The sequence below is a fragment of the Streptomyces sp. NPDC057271 genome (genome assembly GCF_042668715.1).
Lineage (GTDB): Bacteria > Actinomycetota > Actinomycetes > Streptomycetales > Streptomycetaceae > Streptomyces.
In genome coordinates this window covers 1-17,312 of the sequence record NZ_JBHUYJ010000119.1, presented here as the reverse complement: position 1 = coordinate 17,312, position 17,312 = coordinate 1, and the positions used below count along the sequence as shown (strand labels likewise).

20 protein-coding genes are annotated in these 17,312 nt (G+C 71.7%); 10 read left to right on the top strand and 10 right to left on the bottom strand.

Annotation, left to right across the window (positions count from 1 at the left end; all coding sequences use genetic code 11):
• On the bottom strand, positions 1–580 hold a 580-nt coding region (locus tag ACFUJR_RS34015), incomplete at its 3' end, for a hypothetical protein (RefSeq protein ID WP_383451068.1).
• Positions 581–751: 171 nt separating this feature from the next.
• Here ACFUJR_RS34015 and ACFUJR_RS34010 point away from each other — a divergent pair.
• From ACFUJR_RS34010 to ACFUJR_RS33990, 5 genes are all read left to right on the top strand, one after another.
• Positions 752–1,093: a YkvA family protein gene (locus ACFUJR_RS34010; protein ID WP_383169353.1), complete on the top strand. Its 342-nt coding sequence runs from the start codon at positions 752–754 to the stop codon at positions 1,091–1,093.
• Between the two features lie 248 nt (positions 1,094–1,341).
• Positions 1,342–2,259: a cyclase family protein gene (locus tag ACFUJR_RS34005; RefSeq protein ID WP_383169421.1), complete on the top strand. Its 918-nt coding sequence runs from the start codon at positions 1,342–1,344 to the stop codon at positions 2,257–2,259.
• Between the two features lie 203 nt (positions 2,260–2,462).
• Complete coding sequence (locus ACFUJR_RS34000) at positions 2,463–4,043, top strand: GMC oxidoreductase (RefSeq protein WP_383169355.1); 1,581 nt, start codon at positions 2,463–2,465, stop codon at positions 4,041–4,043.
• 162 nt (positions 4,044–4,205) lie between these two features.
• Complete coding sequence (locus ACFUJR_RS33995; RefSeq protein WP_383169423.1) at positions 4,206–5,045, top strand: SDR family oxidoreductase; 840 nt, start codon at positions 4,206–4,208, stop codon at positions 5,043–5,045.
• 42 nt (positions 5,046–5,087) lie between these two features.
• The gene (locus ACFUJR_RS33990) at positions 5,088–5,378 is read left to right on the top strand and encodes a hypothetical protein (RefSeq protein WP_383169357.1); all 291 of its coding nucleotides are present in this window, start codon (positions 5,088–5,090) and stop codon (positions 5,376–5,378) included.
• Here ACFUJR_RS33990 and ACFUJR_RS33985 read toward each other — a convergent pair.
• Entirely contained in the window at positions 5,332–7,182 is a 1,851-nt protein-coding gene (locus ACFUJR_RS33985) for a glycoside hydrolase family 15 protein (RefSeq protein ID WP_383169359.1), read from the bottom strand. The two genes, ACFUJR_RS33990 and ACFUJR_RS33985, sit on opposite strands and share 47 nt — an antisense overlap.
• Before the next feature lie 234 nt (positions 7,183–7,416).
• On the opposite strand from ACFUJR_RS33985, the gene ACFUJR_RS33980 reads away from it, so the two are divergent.
• Positions 7,417–7,641, top strand: a complete 225-nt coding sequence (locus ACFUJR_RS33980; protein WP_383169361.1) for a DUF2254 family protein — start codon at positions 7,417–7,419, stop codon at positions 7,639–7,641.
• A 116-nt stretch (positions 7,642–7,757) separates the two neighbouring features.
• Here the strand turns inward: ACFUJR_RS33980 and ACFUJR_RS33975 are convergent, their stop codons facing one another.
• The 3 genes from ACFUJR_RS33975 to ACFUJR_RS33965 all read right to left on the bottom strand — a co-directional run bounded on the left by ACFUJR_RS33975 (position 7,758) and on the right by ACFUJR_RS33965 (position 10,926).
• Entirely contained in the window at positions 7,758–8,942 is a 1,185-nt protein-coding gene (locus tag ACFUJR_RS33975) for an MFS transporter (RefSeq protein ID WP_383169363.1), read from the bottom strand.
• 158 nt (positions 8,943–9,100) lie between these two features.
• On the bottom strand, positions 9,101–10,486 hold the full coding sequence (locus tag ACFUJR_RS33970) for a GH1 family beta-glucosidase (RefSeq protein WP_383169365.1): 1,386 nt from the start codon (positions 10,484–10,486) through the stop codon (positions 9,101–9,103).
• A 146-nt stretch (positions 10,487–10,632) separates the two neighbouring features.
• A complete protein-coding gene (locus ACFUJR_RS33965; RefSeq protein ID WP_383169367.1) occupies positions 10,633–10,926 on the bottom strand; it encodes a hypothetical protein in 294 nt (97 codons plus the stop codon).
• 226 nt (positions 10,927–11,152) lie between these two features.
• On the opposite strand from ACFUJR_RS33965, the gene ACFUJR_RS33960 reads away from it, so the two are divergent.
• Both ACFUJR_RS33960 and ACFUJR_RS33955 read left to right on the top strand, forming a co-directional pair.
• On the top strand, positions 11,153–11,770 hold the full coding sequence (locus ACFUJR_RS33960) for a TetR/AcrR family transcriptional regulator (RefSeq protein WP_383169369.1): 618 nt from the start codon (positions 11,153–11,155) through the stop codon (positions 11,768–11,770).
• 89 nt (positions 11,771–11,859) lie between these two features.
• On the top strand, positions 11,860–13,533 hold the full coding sequence (locus ACFUJR_RS33955; RefSeq protein ID WP_383169371.1) for an acyl-CoA dehydrogenase family protein: 1,674 nt from the start codon (positions 11,860–11,862) through the stop codon (positions 13,531–13,533).
• A 58-nt stretch (positions 13,534–13,591) separates the two neighbouring features.
• On the opposite strand, the gene ACFUJR_RS33950 is transcribed toward ACFUJR_RS33955, so the two are convergent.
• A complete protein-coding gene (locus tag ACFUJR_RS33950; protein WP_383169372.1) occupies positions 13,592–13,747 on the bottom strand; it encodes a hypothetical protein in 156 nt (51 codons plus the stop codon).
• A 78-nt stretch (positions 13,748–13,825) separates the two neighbouring features.
• Positions 13,826–14,260 carry a hypothetical protein gene (locus tag ACFUJR_RS33945; RefSeq protein ID WP_383451066.1) on the bottom strand — a complete coding sequence of 145 codons (435 nt, stop codon included), beginning with the start codon at positions 14,258–14,260 and terminating at the stop codon, positions 13,826–13,828.
• Here ACFUJR_RS33945 and ACFUJR_RS33940 point away from each other — a divergent pair.
• A complete protein-coding gene (locus ACFUJR_RS33940; RefSeq protein ID WP_383451063.1) occupies positions 14,232–14,501 on the top strand; it encodes a hypothetical protein in 270 nt (89 codons plus the stop codon). The genes ACFUJR_RS33945 and ACFUJR_RS33940 overlap by 29 nt on opposite strands.
• 151 nt (positions 14,502–14,652) lie before the next feature.
• Here the strand turns inward: ACFUJR_RS33940 and ACFUJR_RS33935 are convergent, their stop codons facing one another.
• The 3 genes from ACFUJR_RS33935 to ACFUJR_RS33925 form a co-directional block, all read right to left on the bottom strand.
• Positions 14,653–14,826 carry a CsbD family protein gene (locus tag ACFUJR_RS33935; protein WP_383169378.1) on the bottom strand — a complete coding sequence of 58 codons (174 nt, stop codon included), beginning with the start codon at positions 14,824–14,826 and terminating at the stop codon, positions 14,653–14,655.
• A gap of 128 nt (positions 14,827–14,954) precedes the next feature.
• Positions 14,955–15,128, bottom strand: coding sequence for a hypothetical protein (locus ACFUJR_RS33930; protein ID WP_383169380.1), 174 nt, complete (start codon positions 15,126–15,128; stop codon positions 14,955–14,957).
• A gap of 56 nt (positions 15,129–15,184) precedes the next feature.
• Positions 15,185–15,886 (bottom strand): HAD family hydrolase, encoded by a 702-nt coding sequence (locus ACFUJR_RS33925; protein ID WP_383169382.1) that lies wholly within the window; start codon positions 15,884–15,886, stop codon positions 15,185–15,187.
• Positions 15,887–16,349: 463 nt separating this feature from the next.
• On the opposite strand from ACFUJR_RS33925, the gene ACFUJR_RS33920 reads away from it, so the two are divergent.
• Positions 16,350–17,246: an oxygenase MpaB family protein gene (locus tag ACFUJR_RS33920; RefSeq protein WP_383451061.1), complete on the top strand. Its 897-nt coding sequence runs from the start codon at positions 16,350–16,352 to the stop codon at positions 17,244–17,246.
• Positions 17,247–17,312 lie beyond the last annotated feature (66 nt).

Here is a 17,312-nt window from a genome sequence, read left to right as displayed (position 1 = left end):
ACACCGGGCGGGTCCGGGCGCCCTCGGTGGCGGTCGGACTGCCGGCCGCCGTCAGGTCCTCGAACAGGGCACGTGCGTGAACCAGCGCCTCCCGCAGCTGCTCCGTGGAGGCCGCATCGAAGTGCACCGCACGGCGTACCGTGCGCAGGCCTTCCACGTGGTGCGGATGGTGCACCGACAGGGCGGCGAGCTGTTCCTCGCGCCGATCGGGCTCCGGGAAGCCGCGGGTCGCGGCGATCCGCGTGAGGAGCTCCTCGGCGTCGGCGACGGCCTGCCGCGGCGCGTCGACGAAGCGCTCCTGGAGCATGGTCCACTGAGCGGCGTAGTGCTCGCGGACCGCCTGCTCCAGCGGCAGAGGGCGGATGCCGCCGTGCCGCTCGACCCGCTCACGCAGATCGCGGTGGGCTGCCTCGCTGTCGCCGCCGTGGCTCTCCAGGGTGCGGTCGTACTCGGGGCCGAACCGTCGCTCGAGGGAGCGCGTGCCGCCGCCCGTGCCCATGCGGGCCCGGAGCAGGAAACCGGCCGCCAGTAGCGCGGCGAGCACCGCCGCGAGGACGAGAACTGTGGTCAGGGTCGACATGGCTGCCTTCCTGGATCGTGACTCCTGGTTGACTGTCCGTCACTGTTTTTCGGGCGCCTGACGGTTCGGCTTGCCGCTTCCCGGGCGGTCAAACCCACGTCAACCGTCGTAGCCTCGTAACCGTCGCGGACAATCGGCGCGGCCGGGACCGTACGGGGGTAGGAGAGCGGCATGGACAGCTCCCTCTGGCTCCTCGTGGCCCTGGTCCTCCTGCTCGTGGCGGCGGGATGCGCGGCCGTTCTGCTCGTACGCGTCTTCCAGGCCCGCCGGCTGCTGGTGGACGCCGGGGTCCCGCTGCAGTCCAAGGCCCTGTTCTGGGCTGCGGTGGTGTACACGGTCTCGCCGATCGACCTGATCCCGGACCCGGTCTACCTGGATGACATCGGCGTGCTCCTGATCGCCCTGCGGGCCCTGCACGCGGCGGCCGCGGGGAGCGGGGCCGCCGTCAAGAGGCCGCCCACGCGCCCGGACGCCTCGACCAGCCGTCCGGCGAGGGTTCCGCCGCCCCCGTGACCGTGGGTCCCGGCGCGGCCCGGGCGGCCCGACCGCGGGCCTGCTCGGCCTCCTCCCCCGCCGCCGACGTGCGGCGGGGGACGGCGGGCGTCAGATTGGAGGTATCCGCCCCACGGGGCGCAGACGCCTCGGCGGGCACGACGGCCCTTCACCGTCCCGCAGCCGGGCGCGACCCACGTGCTCCGCCGGGGCCTGAGCCCATGGAGGCACGCGTGACACCGCTCGCGGAGCCGTCGTCGGCGGGCGGCATGAGCGCGCACGACTTCCGGGCGCTCTACGAGCGCCTGAGGGACAGGGCGGCGCCGCCGTCGGTGGACGGGCCGTGCGGCGCGCTCCGACGCCTGACGCCCGACCGGGTGGCGGCGGCCGCCGCGGAGGTCCGCTTCGGACGCACGGTGTCCCTGGCTGCTCCGATCGAGACCGTGCGGGCCCCCGACGACCCGGAGCCGGCGGTGCACCGGATGACCGGGCCGCGTTCGAGCGACGTCGGCTCGGACGGGCTGTACTTCGCCACGGACCGTTTTTCCATGAACGTGCACGGCGACGCGGACAGCCATCTCGACGCCCTCTGCCATGTCATGTTCGACGGGGAGCTGTACGGCGGTGTGCCGGCGAGCACGGTGACGGCCGAGGGTGCCCGCAGGCTCTCCGTGGACCAGCTCGGGAACGGCATCGTCGGACGGGGCGTCCTGCTGGACGTCCCGCGGCTGCGCGGTGTGCCCTGGCTGGAACCGGGCGACCATGTGACCTCGGCCGATCTGACGGCCGCGGAGGCCGCGCAAGGGGTCCGCGTCGGACCGGGCGACCTGCTGTTCGTGAGGGTGGGGCATCGTCTCCGGCGTACCGAACTGGGGCCCTGGAACGCGGCCGGGGCGCGGGTGGGTCTCCACCCGACCGCCGTGGAGTTCCTGGCCGAGCGCGAGGTCGCGGTCCTGGGCGGAGACGGCAACAACGACACCGCGCCCAGCGCGGTGAGGGACGTCGCCTTCCCCGTACACGTCCTGGCCATCCACGCCATGGGCATCCACCTCATGGACTACCTGCGGTTCGAGGACCTCGTCCCGGCCTGCTCGGAGGCCGACCGCTGGAGTTTCCTGTGCGTGGTCGCACCCCTGAGGCTGACCGGAGCGACGGGGTCGCCGGTGAACCCGATCGCGGTGCTGTGAACCCGATCGCGGTGCTGTGAGCCCGAGACCGGCCGCCCCCGGACCGCCGCTCCGTTCGCCCGCTCGGCGCCGGCCGCTCCGGTCGCCGCCCCCGGGGAGGGCGGATACGTTCGAGAGAGCTGGGACCGCTGGACCCTCGCCCAGCGGGGGCGGGAGGTGCCTGACAGCAGGTCGGGACCGTGATCCCAAGGACGGTGGTCGCCGTGGGCGACGCCCCTCACTACGACGTCATCATCATCGGCACCGGCGCCGGCGGAGGGACGCTCGCCCATCGTCTCGCGCCGTCGGGCAAACGCGTCCTCCTCGTCGAACGCGGTGGCCATCTGCCGCGTGAGCGGGACAACTGGGACTCGACGGCCGTTTTCATCAAGGGCAGGTACCGGGCCCCGGAGTTCTGGATCGACAAGAACGGCACCGAGTTCCCGCCCGAGGTCAACTACTACGTCGGCGGCAACACCAAGTTCTACGGGGCGGCGCTCTTCCGGCTGCGGCCGGAGGACTTCGGCGAACTGCACCATCACGGCGGGATCTCTCCCGCCTGGCCGATCCGGTACGAGGATCTGGAGCCGTACTACACGCAGGCCGAGCACCTGTACCTCGTCCACGGCCGGCACGGCGAGGACCCTGGCGAGGGCCCGGTCAGCGCGCAGTACGCCCATCCGCCCGTGGAGCACGAGCCGCGCATCCAGCAGCTGAGCGACGACCTGGAGAAGCGTGGCCTGCACCCGTTCCACCTGCCGATCGGCGTCGATCTGACCCAGGAGAACGGGGGGCGGCCCACCCACTCCAGTGTCTGCATCCGGTGCGACCGGGTCGACGGCTTTCCGTGTCTGGTGCGCGGCAAGTCGGACGCCGAGGTGATCTGCGTCGAGCCGGCTCTGGAGTACCCCGGCGTCGAGATGGTCACGCACACGCAGGTGGTGCGTCTGGAGACCGATGACGGGGGGCGCCGTGTCAGCGCGGTCGTCGGCCGGCTTCCCGACGGTTCGGAGGTCCGGCTCACCGCGGACGTCGTGGTCGTCTCCTGCGGGGCGGTCAACTCCGCGGCGCTGCTGCTCGCCTCGGCGAACGAGCACCATCCCCGTGGTCTCGCGAACAGCTCGGACGTGGTCGGCCGGTTCTACATGCGGCACAACAACCTGGCCCTGATGGCGGTGTCGAAGGAACCCAACGACACCCGGTTCCAGAAGACCCTGGCCCTGCACGACTGGTACCTCGGCGCGGACGACTGGGACTTCCCGCTGGGCGGCATCCAGATGCTGGGCAAGTCGGACGCCGCGCAGATCCGCGGCGAGGCCCCCCGGTGGGCCGGTGCCGTGTCACCCGACATGCCGTTCGAGGTACTGGCCCATCACGCCGTCGATTTCTGGCTCTGCGGTGAGGACCTGCCCCTCGCGGACAACCGGGTCACCCTCGACGGCGACGGCCGTATCCGGCTCGCGCTCGACGAGAGCAACAACATCGAAGGCCTGAAGCGCCTGCGGCACAGACTCCAGGGAATGCTCGGCCACCTGGGCATGCACGAGCATCGTCTGCTGTCCCACAGCATCTACCTGCACAAGGGCATGCCGATCGGAGCGACGGCACACCAGGCGGGCACCGTGAGATTCGGCGCCGACCCCGCCGACTCCGCGCTGGACGTGAACTGCAAGGCCCACGATCTCGACAACCTGTACGTCGTCGACACGAGTTTCTTCCCGAGCATCGGCGCGGTCAACCCGTCCCTGACGGCCATCGCCAACGCCCTCCGCGTCGGCGAGCACCTCCTGGCCCGGCTGGGCTGAGAGCGGCACCCGGCCGCTGGTCCGTCGGGACGAAGATGCTGGATCCAACGGCCTAAGGCCGATCCCGAGGACATGCCGACCGCCTCCTCCGGTGCTTGCGTGATGCTGCCCGGCCGGGTCGACGCCGGGCTGCTCATCGGTACGGCGAGGAGGCAGGACGGCATGGATTCCACCGTGGAACCACCGCAGGGTGTGATCCCGGCGCGTCTGCTGCACGGCCAGAAGGCTCTGGTCACCGGTGCCAACTCGGGCATCGGCAAGGCCACGGCCATCGGTCTGGGACGAGCCGGCGCCGATGTCGTCGTGAACTACGTGTCGGGCCGCGAGGCCGCCGAGGAGGTCGCCGCGGAGATCGCCTCGTTCGGGGTGCGCTCGGCGGCGTACGAGGCGGACGTGGCCGACGAGGGCCAGGTCGTCGCCATGACGGACCGGATGGTCCAGGAGTTCGGCACCATCGACGTCCTGGTGGCCAATGCGGGACTGCAGCGGGACGCCCGGCTCACGGACATGACCATGGCCCAGTGGCAGAAGGTCCTCGACGTCAATCTGACCGGCCAGTTCCTCTGCGCCCGGGAGGCCGTCAAGGAGTTCCGGCGCCGCGGCGTGGTCCCCGAGGTGTCCCGTGCCGCCGGGAAGATCATCTGTATGAGTTCGGTGCACCAGATCATCCCCTGGTCGGGGCATGTGAACTACGCGTCCTCCAAGGGCGGCGTGCAGATGATGATGCAGACTCTGGCCCAGGAGCTCGCGCCGGAGAAGATCCGGGTGAACGCGATCGCCCCGGGGGCGATCAGGACGCCGATCAACCGCGCGGCCTGGGAGACGCCCGAGGCGCGGAAGGACCTGCTGAGGCTCATCCCGTACGACCGGATCGGCGACCCCGACGACATCGCCAACGCCGTCGTCGCGCTCGCCTCCGACCTCATGGACTACGTCGTGGGAACGACTCTGTACGTGGACGGAGGCATGACCCTCTTCCCCGGCTTCGCCACCGGCGGATGACCCGCTTCCGGTCCTTCCCATCCACGAACGGCGAAGGCACGTATGCCTGTCGCAACGCGTGTCTCCCGGCACCGAGGCCTCGCCGGACGTCTGGGTCCCGACCTGCGCGAACTCTCCCGCCACACCCGCGGGAGCGTGCTCAGGCTGCTCGTGTACGGCCTCCTGCGCACCTTCCTCGTCGTCGGGACGGTGACACCGGCGATGGTCGCCGTGCCGCTGCGCGTGGCGGCGATGCCCGGCATGATCCTCGTCGTCCCGGGTCCCACCCCCACGGCGGCTCCGCGGGCTATGCCTCGTGCCGACGCTCCTCCCGGAGTATCGCGTCCAGCGTGATCGCCGCGTCGATCAGCGCCAGATGGGTGAAGGCCTGCGGGAAGTTACCCAACTGACGCCCCGTCAGATCGATCTCCTCGGAGTACAGGCCCAGGTGGTTGGCGTACGTGAGCATCTTCTCCAGCACCAGTCGGGCCATGTCGGTACGTCCGGCCCGTGCCAGGGCGTCGACGTACATGAACGTGCACAGGGAGAACGTTCCTTCGGAGCCGCGCAGCCCGTCGGGCGACGCCTCGGGGTTGTAGCGGTAGACGAGGCTGTCGCTGACCAGTTCTCGCTCCATCGCGTCCAGGCTGGTCTTCCACATCGGGTCGTCCGGCATGATGAATCCGACCGTCGGCATGCGCAGCAGCGCCGAGTCGAGCACGTCGTCGCCGAAGTGCTGCACGAAGGCCTGCTTCGTGGGATCCCACCCACGGTCGAACACCTGCCTGTAGATCCCGTCCCGCGCCTCCACCCAGTGTCCGCCGGCCGCGGGACGGCCGTCGTCGCGCGCCATCCGAAGGGCGCGGTCGAAGGCCACCCAGGACATCACACGACCGTAGGTGAAGTCCTTCCGGCCGCCACGTGTCTCCCAGAGCCCTTCGCCGGGCTGATCCCAGTGGTCGACCAGCCAGTCGAGCAGGGTGTGCAGCGCCTTCCAGCCCCCGTGGTCGAGATGCATGCCGTGTTCGTGCGCGAAGTAGATGCTGTCGAGCGCCTCGCCGTAGATGTCCAGCTGGAGCTGGGTCGCCGCCCCGTTGCCGATGCGGACCGGGGCGGAGCCGCGGTACCCCTCCCAGTGGTCGAGGGTCTCCTCGACCAGATCGGCGGAGCCGTCGACGCGGTACATGACGTTCAGCGGTCCGGAGCCGTTCGCCTGGCCGGCCTTCTCCTTCACCCGGTCGTGCAGCCAGTTGATGAAGGCGGACGCCTCTTCCTTGAAACCCAGGCCCAGCAGGGCGTACACCGAGAACGAGGCGTCGCGGATCCAGGTGAACCGGTAGTCCCAGTTGCGCTCTCCGCCCAACTGCTCGGGAAGTCCCGTCGTGGGGGCGGCGACCAGTGCGCCGGTCGGCGCGTACGTCATCAGCTTCAGCGTCACGGCCGAGCGCTCCACCGCCTCCCGCCAGCGGCCGGAGTAGGTGGACTGCCCCAGCCAGGACCGCCAGTAACGGACCGTCCCGTGGAAGAGGCGCTCGAACTCCTCCAGGCGGACCTCCTGCGGGGGTCCACCGGGGGAGGATTCCATGATCAGACCGCGCTGCTGCCCGGCCCGGAGGGTCAGCGAGAAGCGCACAGCGCTCTCGGCGGCCGAGAGGATGTTCAGCAGCCGTTGGTCCTGCGGCTCACGGACGGGGTGAAGGGCGAGGTCCAGGTCGTCGGAGGTGAACACCACCCCGTGCTCCGTGAGGTGCAGTTCGTGAGGCTTGCGGCCGTAGTCGAAGCGTGGAGCGATCTCCCCTTCGAACGTCATGCTGCCGCGTACGCAGCGCAGCATGCGGACGAGACGGTGCCGGTCGGTCGCGGTCGTCCCGGTCACCGGCATGAAGTCGACGACCTCCCCCGCCCCGGCCTCGGTCATGAAGCGGGTCACCAGAACGGCGGTGTCCGGGTGGTAGAGCTGTTTCGAGGTGTACGTGCCGGCCGCGGGCCGCACGGTGAAGTGGCCCCCCTTGCTCCGGTCGAGCAGAGCGCCGAAGACACTGGGCGAGTCGAACCGCGGACAGCAGAACCAGTCGATCGTCGCATCGGTCGTGACGAGGGCCGCCGTCTGCAGGTCACCGATCAGGCCGTGGTCCTCGATCAGGGGATAGTCGTCCATGGCGGACCCCTTTCAGCCCCGGTCGACCACACTCGGGGCACCGTCACGGCGCGGCCGAAGTGCGCCGGGCGCCGCCCGATCAGCTTAGGCCGCCGACGCCGGTCCGTCCTGGCAGGGACGGACCGGCCGGTCCTGGCAGGGAAGTGACACGGGCGGACGCGGGTGCTGCCGCTGCGCGGGTGCGGGAATCGCCCTCACGTGGTGCAGCAGGCCACGGGAACCCTCTCCCCGGACATGGCGCCTCTGGTACCGGGACCGGCTGCGGAAGGCGGTTCTGGCGGCCTTCACGGGGATGTTCGCGCCTTCTCCCTCGACATCGCCGTCCGGGCGCTGTGCCCGGCGGTGAACCACCCGACGACCGCCGTGCGGGTGATCGACTACGTCGGCTCAGGGCGATGCTCGACGGTCTGCTCGACTCCCTGCCGGCGCGACAACACCGCGCGGTGCAGGAGCAGTTGACATGCTGCAGGAATCGGCCGAGCGGAAGTTCGCCGATCCGGCCCGCCGGGCGCCGGCACGGCAGGCCGACCATCAGGGCATCGGCGGGCAGTACACCTCCTGGCGCCCCGCCCGTGTCAGGAGACCGAACGGATTCGGCGTACCAGGACCGACCCCGCGAGGGCCAGGGCGCCCGCGAGCGCGTACAGGGCCGTGTACCCGCCGGCGTGGGTGACGACCGGGGCCGCGATCACGGGAGCCAGCACCTGGGGCAGCGCGTTGGCGATGTTGATGACGCCCAGGTCCCTGCCCCGGTCCTCCGCCGTCGGCAGCACGTCCGTGAGCAGGGCGAAGTCCACGGCGGTGTAGACGCCGAACCCCAGGCCGAGCACGAGCGAGGCGACGACCGCGCCGGTCCAGGTCTGCCAGACGGCGAGCAGCAGGGTGGCCGCGGAGATGACCAGACCCGACCACATCACGTACGGCTTCCGCCGGCCGCTGCGGTCCGACCGGATGCCGCTGATCACCACGGTGGAGAGCAGGGTGACCGCGTTGAGCGCCGTGAGGATCAGTACGCCGTTGTCCGCGTCGCCCCCGTAGCGCACGGCGTCGGTCAGGTAGTAGAGCAGGTACATCGTGCTGATGGAGTACGACAGGTTCATCAGGAACCGGGTGAGCCAGGCCCAGCCGAAGTCGGGGTGGCGCCGCGGGTCGATCCAGAAGCCGCCGAGGAACGTCCGCCACCGGAAGACCGGCCGGTCGGCGGCGCGAAGCGGGGTGTCGCGCCGCATCAGGACGTACGGAACGGCCGCGAGCACCGAGAAGGCGGCGCAGGCGAGATATCCGGCCACCACCCCGCCCGCGACCGTGGCCAGCGCCGTACCCGCCAGGATTCCGCAGACCTGGGAGACGCCGAGCCAACCGCCGACCAGACCGCGCTGCCGTGGGGGCACCTGGTCGGGGACGGCCGCGGTGAGAGCGGCGAAGGCCGCGTTGAGGGCGAGCTGGACCAGGCACCAGCCCGCGATCACGGTCGCGACGCTCTGCGCGGCGGCGAGGACGAGCAGCCCGGCCGCCCCGCCGGTCACCCCGCCGACCACCCAGGGGATGCGCCGGCCCGCGGACGCCGTCGTGCGGTCGGAGAGCGCGCCGAAGACGGGGTTGGCGACCATCGACACGGCCGCTCCCACACCGGTCACCAGGGCGAGGGTGGAGGCCTTGTGGTCGGGTGTGAGGTGCTCGGCCTGGCGGGCCAGGAGCAGTTGCAGGGGGCCGAACCAGCCCACCCAGATCCCGAGGTTGGCGAGGGACAGCGCGCTCACCCACCGTCCGCCGACCGGGCTGCCGGCCCTGGGAGCCGGCTGGGGCGGCTGGGGCGGCTGGGCCGCTGGGGACGACAGCGACAACTGGGGTAGCCGGGGCGGTTGGAACGGCCGGGGCGGCCGGGGCTCGGTGCCTTCCGTCGCGGCCCCCTCGGCGGTCATCTGCCGCTCTTGATGAGGTCGCGGTACCAGGCGTACGACTCCTTCGGCGTCCGCGTCAGCGTCTCGTAGTCGACGTGGACGAGCCCGAACCGCTGCCGGTACCCCTCCGCCCACTCGAAGTTGTCGAGGATCGACCAGATGAAGTAGCCCCGGACGTCGGCGCCCTCCGTCATCGCCTCGTGGAGCGCGCGCACATGGCCGTCGTGGTAGGCGACCCGGCGAGCGTCGTCGATCCGCCCGGTCTCGGGGTCCGGCCCGTCACCGTACGAGCAGCCGTTCTCGGTGATGTACACGGGCGGCAGTTTGTCGCCGTAGCGCTCGCGCATGGTGGCGAGCAGTTCGCGCAGTCCGTCCGGGACCACCGGCCAGCCGAAGTCGGTGCGTTCGCGTCCTTCGATCTGCCGGATGGCGAAGGGGAGGTCCTGCGGTATGTCGATACCGCCGAAGGAGGAAGACGACGAGGCGGCGGCGTCGGTCGGCTGCGGGGCGCCGACGAGCATCGGGTTGTAGTAGTTGATGCCGTACCAGTCCAGGGGCGCCGAGATCGTCTTGAGGTCCTCGGCCACCGGGCCGGGGAGCAGCGCGGCCAGACCCTCGTCCGGGTAGGCGCCGGTCAGGACGGGGTCGGCGAAGAGGCGGTTCGTGAGGGTGTCGTACAACTCGGCCGCCGCCCGGTCGCCGTCGCCGTCCCCGGCGGTCCACACGGGACTGTGCGAGACGGCGATGCCGATCTGGCGGGCGCCCGCGGCGCGCAGGGCCTGTACGCCCATGCCGTGGGCCAGGAGCTGGTGGTGGGCCGCGGGCAGGGCGTCGAACACGAGACGCCGGCCGGGGGCGTGCTCACCGAGCCCGTAGCCGAGCAGGGTGACCTCGGCCGGCTCGTTGATCGTGATCCACATGGGCACACGGTCGGCGAGCCGGTCCGCGACCACCGAGGCGTACGAGGCGAACCGTTCGGCGGTGGCCCGGTCGAGCCAGCCGCCGTCCTTCTCCAGGGCGAGCGGGGTGTCCCAGTGGAAGAGCGTGGGCACCGGGGCGATCCCCGAGGCGCACAGCTCGTCGACGAGCCGGTCGTAGAAGTCGAGCCCCTTGCCGTTGACCCGCCCGTGGCCCTCGGGCAGGACGCGGGACCAGGAGACCGAGAACCGGTAGGCGTCGACGCCGAGTTCGGCCATCAACGCCACGTCCTCGCGGTAGCGCCGGTAGTGGTCGGTCGCCACGCCCGCGTGCGAGCCGTCCTTGACGCGCCCCCGCTCCCCGGTGAAGGCGTCCCAGCACGAGGGGCCCCGGCCGTCCGCCGTGAGCGAGCCCTCGATCTGGAAGGCGGAGGCGGAGACTCCCCAGAGGAAGCCGGGCGGGAACGCGGGTACGGGCGCCGTCATGAGGACTCGCTTCGATCGCCGGGGTGCTGGTCGCACACGGCACTTTCGGGCCCCGAGGTCTGCCCTGTCAATGGAAAGTGAACAATTCTCAGCTTTCCTGGCGCGGCGTTCCCACGCCGGTACCGTCACCCCTCACGGCTCATACGTCACCGAAGACGATCTCCCTCTTGGGGATCTTGCCGGTGGCACCCTTCGGCAGCGCCGTCGAGGCTGTTGGGCAGCGTCGACCCCGACACAGTCGCCGGGGTCGACGCCACGAGCGGTGAGCAGTGCGCGACCCGGCCGGAGGCGGTGTCGAGTTCGGCGTAGGTGAGGGCGCTGCCGCCCAGCTCGACGGCGGTACGGGAGCCGTGTTCGACGGCGGTACGGGAGCCGTGTTCGACGGCGGTACGGAAGCCGTGTTCGACGGCGGTGCGGAGCAGGATGTCGGCGAGGTTCACAGCGCGGCTTTCGGTCCGGAAGATGGTCGGGGGGGCGGGGTCTCTGCGGGGTCGACCAGCGCGACGGCGGGGCGGCCGGCGCGTCCCCGGTACTCCGCGGCGGCACGGTCGAGGACCTGGCGCGCCGGGGTGCCGGGCTTGGTCCACGAAATCCGGCCGCGCCGACCGAGGGCCCGGTGCGCCCTCATGTCTGGCGTGAAGGTATGAACGGTGATTCACTGCTTTCATGGCATACCGCAAGACCCCGGCCGAGCTGGCTCGGCTCAGCAGCGCACGGGAGCATCTGGTCCAGCAGGCCACCGACGTCGTCGCCGACGTGGGCTGGGCGCAGGCCTCGGTGAACGCCGTCGCGGCCGCCGCCGGCATCGCGGCCGGCTCGGTCTACCAGCACTTCCCGTCCAAGTCGGCGCTGGCCGTCGAGGTCTTCCGGCGGGCCTCCGGCCGTGAGGTCGAGGTGCTGGGCGAGGTGCTGCGCAGCCCGGGTGATCCCGTCGAGCGACTCGCGCGAGGCGTCGAGGTGTTCGCCCGCCGGTCGCTCGAACGCCGGGGCCTGGCCTACGCACTGCTCGCGGCGCCCGCAGAACCCGCCGTCGGTGCCGAGCGCCTGGAGTACCGGCGCCGGTACCGGACGCTGTTCGCCGAGGTCGTGAGCGAGGGCGTGGCCTCGGGCGGTCTGCCGCCGCAGAACCCGGAGGTCACCGCCGCCGCTCTGACCGGTGCCATCGGCGAAGTGCTGGTGGACCCGCTCGGCGCCCCCGACGGGGACTCCGCCGAACAGCTCGTGACCGAGCTGACCGCCATGTCCCTGCGCTGCCTGGGCGCCGGGCAGGCCCCGACCGGCTGACCGGCCGTGCCCGCCTCGCACGGATCGCGACCGCACGGCCTCTCCCGACGCTCCCGCCACCCCTCCCGCCGACTGCGAAGGACCCGATCATGACGACCACCGCCGACGAGCGCCCGGTCAGCAACCCCACCGCCCGCACCCACGAGGTGACGAACCAGGCCCCTCCGCTGGCCGGCCACGACGTCGCCGAGGACCCGGTCCTGCTGGAGGGCGTACGGCGAGAGGGCGCCGCGTGGTACGTCGACGACCTGCACCGGATCGGCCGTCGCACCGGCAGCGAGGAGGTCCAGCGGTGGGCCGAGGAGGCCAACCGGTACGAGCCGGTGCTGCGCACCCACGACCGCTACGGCCACCGCGTCGACGAGGTCGACTTCCACCCGTCGTACCACGCCCTGATGGACGTCGCGATCAGCGAGGGCCTGGCAGGTGCGCCCTGGGCCGGCGAACGACCCGGCGTCCATGTGGCGCGCGCCGCGGGCTTCATGGTGTGGAGCTCCGCCGAGGCAGGACACGGCTGTCCGGTGTCGATGACGTACGCCGTGGTGCCGGCACTGCGCCACTCCCCCGAACTGGCCGCGGAGTACGTGCCGTTGCTGACCAGCCGGGTGTACGACCCGGTCCTGCGGGCCCCCGGCGCCAAGCGCGGCCTCCTGGCCGGAATGGGCATGACCGAGAAGCAGGGAGGCACCGACGTTCGGGCCAACACCACGACGGCGGTAGGGACGGCCGACGGGAGTTGGCGGCTGCGCGGCCACAAGTGGTTCACCAGCGCCCCGATGAACGACCTGTTCCTCGTCCTCGCCCAGGCGCCGGGCGGGTTGTCCTGCTTCCTCGTCCCGCGTGTGCTGCCCGACGGCAGTCGCAACACCTTCCGCATCCAACGGCTCAAGGACAAGCTCGGCAACCGCTCCAACGCCAGCAGCGAGCCCGAGTTCGACGACACCGTGGCCTGGCTGGTCGGCGAGGAGGGCAAGGGGGTGCGGACCATCATCGACATGGTGACCATGACCCGGCTCGACTGCATCCTCGGCTCCGCCTCCGGCACGCGCGCGGCCCTCGCCCAGGCCGCCCACCACGCCCGCCACCGCTCCGTGTTCGGCGCCAAGCTCATCGACCAGCCTCTGATGCGCAACGTCCTCGGGGACCTCGCCCTGGAGTCGGAGGCCGCCACCACGCTCGCCCTGCGGGTCGCGGGCGCGGCCGACCGGGCCCATCGCGGAGATGCCGGCGAGCGTGCGTTCCTCCGCCTGGCCACGGCGGTCGGCAAGTACTGGGTCTGCAAGCGGCAGCCGGCGGCCGTCGCCGAGGCTCTGGAGTGCCTGGGCGGCAACGGCTACGACGAGGCCTCGGGCATGCCCCGGCTGTACCGCGAGGCCCCGCTCAACGGCATCTGGGAGGGCTCGGGCAACGTCAACGCCCTCGACGTGCTGCGCGCCCTGCTCCGCGAACCGGACTCGCTGGATGCCTTCCGCGCCGAGGTGGAGGCGGCGACGGGCGCCGACGCCCGACTCGACGCCGCGTGGCGGGAGGTGCTGGGTGAGCTGGCCCGGCCGGAGGACGCCGAACTGCGCGCCCGGCGGCTGATGGAGCGCCTCGCCCTCGTCCTCCAGGGCTCCCTGCTCGTACGACACGCCCCCGCACCGGTGGCGGACGCCTTCTGCGCCTCCAGGCTGGCCGGCGACCGGGGCCTGGCCTTCGGCACGCTGCCGGCGGGCACGGACCTCGCGGCGATCATCGAACGGCTCCCGGCCGGAGTGGGGTGACCCCGGAGGCAAGGCCCGTGCGCGCTCCGAACGGCGGCGAACCGGACGGGCTGGCCCGTCAGTCGTCGTCCTTCGGGGCGAGCGACCGGTCCGCGCGGTGGAAGGCGGCGCGGTAGGCGCTCGGGCGGTGGCCGGTGTGGCGGGCGAAGAGGGCGGCGAAGGTGCCGGGCCACCCCACGATCCGGGCCCGCGACGAGATCCTCGCCTTCCTCACCGACCGCCTGGACCCGGGGGGCGACCCGGCCTCGGTCGGCGGGTGAGAATCGGCACAGGACGTGCGGTGAGGGCCCTGCTACCAGCCAGGGGCGAGGGTGAGTCCCGCCGGCACCGGCTGAGACGTGAGCAGGCCGGCAGGAGCGCGACCTACGGCCTCGCTGAAGTCGACAGTGCCTTGGGAGAACGTCGCCAGGTGGAACTGGACGGCGGCGTCGGAGAACGTCGCGCCGGTGAAGTGGACCCTGCCACCCGCGAACCGCGCCGTGTTGAAGTGGACCATGCCGTCGGAGAACGTCGCCCGGCCGAAGTCGACCCTGCCGCCGGAGTACGTCGTATCGCCGAAGTCGACCGTGCCCCCCTCGAACCGCGCCGGGTTGAAGAGTACGAGCCCGTCCGAGAACGTGGCCCAGGTGAAGTCCACCGTGCCGCCGGAGAATCGCGCCGTACGGAAGACGACTACACCGCCGGAGAACACCGCCCGGGTGAAGTTGACCCTGCTGCCCGAGAACATCGCGTCGAAGTGGACGGCGCCGCCGGTGAACAGCGTCTGGGTGAAGTCGACCGTGCCGTCGGAGAACGTCGCCCCGGTGAACCGGACCGAAGCCCCGGAGAAGGCCGCCCCCGAGGAAGAGGAAGCGGGAAGGGACGACGCGGAAGGCGGAGGCGACGAGGAGGACGACTACGCGGAAGGGGACGAGCCCGAGGACGAGGAGGAGGACGAGACGCCCCCTCGCCGCCGACGCAGACGCTGATCGCGATGCGCGCGCTGAACCCGCGCTCCCGACGAGGAGCGGCATGGCAGAGGAGCGGCTGCCTGAGCGCCGCTCCTCTGCCATGGGCAGCGTCGGAGGTTCCTGAGCTGCCTCGAACCCGGTCGGCGTTCCTGAGCCGCCTCGAACCCGGTCAGTGCTTCAGCGTGTCCTTGGCCTTCTGGACCGTCTGCTTCGCGTCACCGGCGGCCTGCTCGGCCCGCCCCTTCATCTCCAGGCTCTCGTTTCCGACGGCTTTCCCCGTGGTCTCCTTGACCTTGCCCTTGGTCGTCTTCGCCACGTTCTTCGCCTTCTTGCCTCCGGCCATGACCCTCACCTTTCCCGAACCGCTCCCGGCATACGAGTCCTCCGCCGGGAGCCGATGTGTCGCCTACCCTGATATGCGCCCCACATGCCCGATGCATCCCCTTTATGCGGATGCCGTCAGCACGGTGGTCAGCGCTTGAAGATGTCCTTGCCCTTCTCCTTGCTCTCCCGCGCCTTGCCGCGCGACTCCAGGGCGGCGCCCTTCGCGGCGGTGGTCCTGTCGCCACTCGCGTTCGCGGCCTTCCTCACGGCCTTGCCGACGACCTGCTCGGCCTTGGCCTTGCCCTTCTCTTTGGCACTCATACCGGTCCTCCCTCGAAGCTCTCTTCCCGCCCCGACCCGCGACCCAGAATCGGAATCTAGGACTCCGAACTGCTCGGTCGCCCCAGCGGGCTCGTGTCGACACGTCGGAGCAGTTCCCCCGCGTCCTCGTACACGGCGACTGCTCCCGCCTTCTCCAGCTCCTCGCGGGGCGTACCGCCGGTGAGCAGGGCGACGCAGGGCACACCGGCCCGGCCCGCGGCCTCGACGTCCCACACCGTGTCGCCGACGAAGACGGCGTCATCCGCCGCGGCACCGACCTCTTCCAGTGCCTGTTCCACGAGGTCGGGGGCGGGTTTCGTGGTTTCCACGTCACTGCCGGCGGTGGCCGCCGCGATCACCTCGTCGGCGTCGAGCGCCCGGCGGATCGCGGCCACCTCGTCCTCGGACGCGGAGCTGGCGAGGACGACGGACCAGCCCCGGGCGGCTGTGGCCCGCAACAGGTCGGCCGCTCCGTCGAAGGGGCGCAGGACGTCGTACCAGACCGCGTAGAGCGTCCCGTGGGCGTCGGCCAGCGACTCGTCCTCCGCGTGCGACCGGCCGGAGCCGAGGAGGGCGTCGAGGATCCGGTCGGCGCCCATCCCGATCGCCCGGTGGATCCGTGCCATCGGGACGTCGTGTCCGTGCTGCCGCATGGCCTGCCACCAGGCGAGTGTGTGCAGGTACGTGGTGTCCACGAGCGTGCCGTCGAGGTCGAAGAGAGCCGCGCTCCGTCGGTCCTGTCCCGTGTGTGCAGCCATGTCCGTCTCCTGTTCGTCGCCCCGCTGCGATTGCCCGCTCGGGGCGTGATGATGCGCGGGGGCCGTCAGGTGACGGGTTCAGGGGGCGACAGCGGGCCGGGCAGGGGCCCGGGGTGCGGCTGGGGATCGGGTCGTGGTCCGGGCTGCGGCCGCGGGTCGGGTTCCGGCTGCGGCGGCGCCGGCGGGACGGGGTCCGGCCCACCCGGCGGGGAGACGGGCCCCGGGACCGGACCCGGCTGGGGGCCGGGTCCGGTCCCGGGCACCGGTGTGGGGCTCGGTGGTACGGGGTCGTTGGGAGGCGTGCCCATGATGACCACCTCACTCGATTCGCGCATCGGCAGCGTCGGGGCCGGTGCCGCGGACGGCGTGTGCAGGGTGACCAGTCCGTTCATGCCTCTACCCGTGCCCGCGAGCATGCTGTCCATGCCGGGGGTTCGCCGGTGCGGCGAGACATACTGGATCTGTGCTCCGGCCAACGCCGTACCTCGGCAGATTGCGCACGCGAGCCGGTGAGTCCCTGCTCTACCGGGTCGCGGGCCCCGAGGCGCACCAGAAGCGTGCGCGCATCCATGGCACGCCCGGACCTCGCTGGTTCGGTCCCGAACGGCCGGTACGGCTCGTGCACGCGGACGCGTCGATGTACATCGGCGGCCTCGCCGCCCTCCTGCTGCAGTCCCTGCACCCGATCGCCATGGCGGCGGTCGCGGCGCACTCCGGATTCCAGGGGGACCCGTGGGGTCGGCTCCAGCGGACCAGCACGTTCCTGGCCGTCACGACGTTCGGCACGAGCGCGGACGCGGAGCGGGCCGTGGTCCGCGTCCGGGAGGTGCACGGGCGGATCCACGGCAGGACGGAAGCCGGTGCGCGGTACAGCGCCGCGGATCCGCACCTGCTCGCCTGGGTGCACATCGCCGAGACGGAATGCTTCCTGCGGGCCTATCAGCGGTACGGGCGACATCCGCTGGACCCGTCCGGAGAGGACGGATACGTGGCCGACATGGCCCGGGTCGCGCGCTCTCTGGGCGCCGAGCGCCCGCCCGAGACGCGCGCCGAACTCACCGCTCGGCTCACCGGGTACCGCCCCGAGCTGCGCGCCACCCCGGAATCGCGTGAGGTCGCGCGCTATCTGCTCTCCCGGCCTCCGCTGCCGGCCCTGGCCCGGCTCCCTTACGGTCTCCTGGCGGCCGCGGCGGTCGATCTGCTGCCCCCGTGGGCGAGAGACTGGCTGGATCCGCCCCGGACCACGCGCGTCATGCTGCCGCTGGCGCGGCCCGGGGGGCGTACGATCACCGCCGCCGTCCGCTGGGCGATAACCTCCCTGCCGCCCGCACAGGCGGGCCTGCGACAGGACTCCGAGTAGCCCGCGCAGTCGGCGGCGGCGAGGGTACGCGGCTCGTCAGACTGCTCGCCAGATGTTGTCGAAGGC

Bases quoted from the DNA above. Each gene is read 5' to 3' on its own strand.
- ACFUJR_RS34010 (WP_383169353.1), top strand. From the start codon at position 752: ATGGACAGCTCCCTCTGGCTCCTCGTGGCCCTGGTCCTCCTGCTCGTG.
- ACFUJR_RS34005 (WP_383169421.1), top strand. From the start codon at position 1,342: ATGAGCGCGCACGACTTCCGGGCGCTCTACGAGCGCCTGAGGGACAGG.
- ACFUJR_RS33995 (WP_383169423.1), top strand. From the start codon at position 4,206: ATGGATTCCACCGTGGAACCACCGCAGGGTGTGATCCCGGCGCGTCTG.
- ACFUJR_RS33990 (WP_383169357.1), top strand. From the start codon at position 5,088: ATGCCTGTCGCAACGCGTGTCTCCCGGCACCGAGGCCTCGCCGGACGT.
- ACFUJR_RS33985 (WP_383169359.1), bottom strand. From the start codon at position 7,182: ATGGACGACTATCCCCTGATCGAGGACCACGGCCTGATCGGTGACCTG.
- ACFUJR_RS33980 (WP_383169361.1), top strand. From the start codon at position 7,417: ATGGCGCCTCTGGTACCGGGACCGGCTGCGGAAGGCGGTTCTGGCGGC.
- ACFUJR_RS33970 (WP_383169365.1), bottom strand. From the start codon at position 10,486: ATGACGGCGCCCGTACCCGCGTTCCCGCCCGGCTTCCTCTGGGGAGTC.
- ACFUJR_RS33960 (WP_383169369.1), top strand. From the start codon at position 11,153: ATGGCATACCGCAAGACCCCGGCCGAGCTGGCTCGGCTCAGCAGCGCA.
- ACFUJR_RS33955 (WP_383169371.1), top strand. From the start codon at position 11,860: ATGACGACCACCGCCGACGAGCGCCCGGTCAGCAACCCCACCGCCCGC.
- ACFUJR_RS33945 (WP_383451066.1), bottom strand. From the start codon at position 14,260: ATGTTCTCGGGCAGCAGGGTCAACTTCACCCGGGCGGTGTTCTCCGGC.
- ACFUJR_RS33935 (WP_383169378.1), bottom strand. From the start codon at position 14,826: ATGGCCGGAGGCAAGAAGGCGAAGAACGTGGCGAAGACGACCAAGGGC.
- ACFUJR_RS33930 (WP_383169380.1), bottom strand. From the start codon at position 15,128: ATGAGTGCCAAAGAGAAGGGCAAGGCCAAGGCCGAGCAGGTCGTCGGC.
- ACFUJR_RS33925 (WP_383169382.1), bottom strand. From the start codon at position 15,886: ATGGCTGCACACACGGGACAGGACCGACGGAGCGCGGCTCTCTTCGAC.